This is a genomic window from Flavobacterium bomense (assembly GCF_003970355.1).
Genome location: NZ_RYDJ01000263.1, coordinates 1 through 1,067, shown reverse-complemented (window position 1 = coordinate 1,067; position 1,067 = coordinate 1). Strand labels below are relative to the sequence as shown.

Sequence of the window (1,067 nt, the reverse complement as noted above, 5' to 3'; positions counted from 1 at the left end):
TAACTATCAGTACGAAGATTGGTGGCCTCCCAAAAAAATTGATCAATTAGATAATCGTGGGCGCCATGAATTTCAATACAATCAAAACCTAATCTTTTGGCATCGGCGGCTGCTTGTCCAAAAGCTAGTATTGTGTTTTCAATATCTTTTGTGGTCATTGTAGTTCCATTGCTGAAGCCTGGTCTATTTAATCCTGATGGTCCTTCAAAAGGTACGGGTGGAATCCAACCGGATTGGTGATTGTCCATAATTCCCATATGCCATATTTGTGGTCCCATTTTGCCGCCAGCGGTATGCACTTCATCAATTACTCTTTTCCATCCTATTAAGGCTTGATCGCCGTAGAAGTGGGGAACATTAGCATCATTGGAAGAGGATGGTCTATTGATAACGGTTCCTTCGGATAATAGTAAACCTACTTCTCCTTCGGCACGTTTTTGATAATAAGCGGCTACTTCATCAGTAGGAACTCCATTTGGAGAAAAAGAACGCGTCATTGGTGCCATTACAATTCTGTTTTTTAAATTTAGCGTCTTCAAGTTGAAAGGCGTAAATAAGCTATTTGTACTCATAGTATTTTATAAATTTGATTCAATTATTTTGCTTAATGCTGTAAATGCTTCTTCGTTGCGTTTGTAATATGTCCATTGTCCGACACGTTTAGATTCGATAAAACCCGCCCGCTGTAGAATGGATAAATATTCGGAAACTGTTGATTGGGTGAGTCCCGCTTTGGCTTGAATTTGTCCTACGCAAACACCATGCTCAAAACCCGAGTTGATTTGTTCTGGAAAATTGATTTCAGGTTCTTTTAACCATTCCAGCATTTGTAATCGAGACTTGTTTGATAATGCCTTAAATATTTCTATATAATCCATAGTGCAAATATATCGACTTTTTCCGATATATCTATATTAGAAAGAATATTTATGATAATTTTAAGAGAGGAGGGAGGAATTAATACCGTTTAAACATCAAATAAAAACCTTTTTTTAAAACAATTTAAAGGAGGTTTTTTGGATTGACTTAAATTTGTATAGGTTGTTTTTATGGACAGGGATTAGTTC

2 protein-coding genes are annotated in these 1,067 nt (G+C 36.6%); both read right to left on the bottom strand.

Annotated elements, in window-relative coordinates:
• Positions 1-572 (bottom strand): beta/alpha barrel domain-containing protein (locus EKL98_RS17185; RefSeq protein WP_449404019.1); only part of this gene is annotated, 572 nt, incomplete at its 3' end.
• A 6-nt stretch (positions 573-578) separates the two neighbouring features.
• Complete coding sequence (locus EKL98_RS17180) at positions 579-878, bottom strand: ArsR/SmtB family transcription factor (RefSeq protein ID WP_126563255.1); 300 nt, start codon at positions 876-878, stop codon at positions 579-581.
• Between the last annotated feature and the right edge of the window lie 189 nt (positions 879-1,067).